This is a genomic window from Alteromonas sp. 4NH20-0056, assembly GCF_057539655.1.
Genome location: NZ_BAAJLS010000037.1, coordinates 1 through 425 on the forward strand (window position 1 = coordinate 1; position 425 = coordinate 425).

Below are 425 nucleotides of genomic sequence, written 5' to 3' on the forward strand. Positions count from 1 at the left end.
ATAACTTTAAGCTAAGGGGCAATTACGTTGCGCTAAAATGCCGAAGGCGCGCAACGTAATTGTCCCAGTGAACGCAGTGAACGTCTTAAGCGTTTTGTTATGTGCCATGCTAATCAACGATAAGTACGGTGCCATCCGCGACCTTCCTGCTGGCTAAATACAATCCAAATTTATGCCCAACAGATAGTAACTTTTTGTGCATATCCGGGTTTATAAAAGCAAGTCCCACTTCGAGGGTTTCTCCTGGGAAAATTTCATCTCTACTACCCATATCTATTGCGCATGAGCTACCGATCATCCCTTCGTATCGAATTATAGGCCTGATACCACGAGCAATCTTTGGATTAAAATCTGAAGTTACGAAATCCAAAACTGTAATTTCTGCTAAAACCTCAAATTTCATTTCTGTCCTAAAGGCACATAAC

At 41.6% G+C, this 425-nt stretch carries 1 protein-coding gene; it reads right to left on the bottom strand.

Annotated features, from left to right (window positions below):
- Positions 1–109: 109 nt before the first annotated feature.
- Positions 110–425 (bottom strand): hypothetical protein (locus AC27EZ_RS18145; protein ID WP_487136666.1); only part of this gene is annotated, 316 nt, incomplete at its 5' end.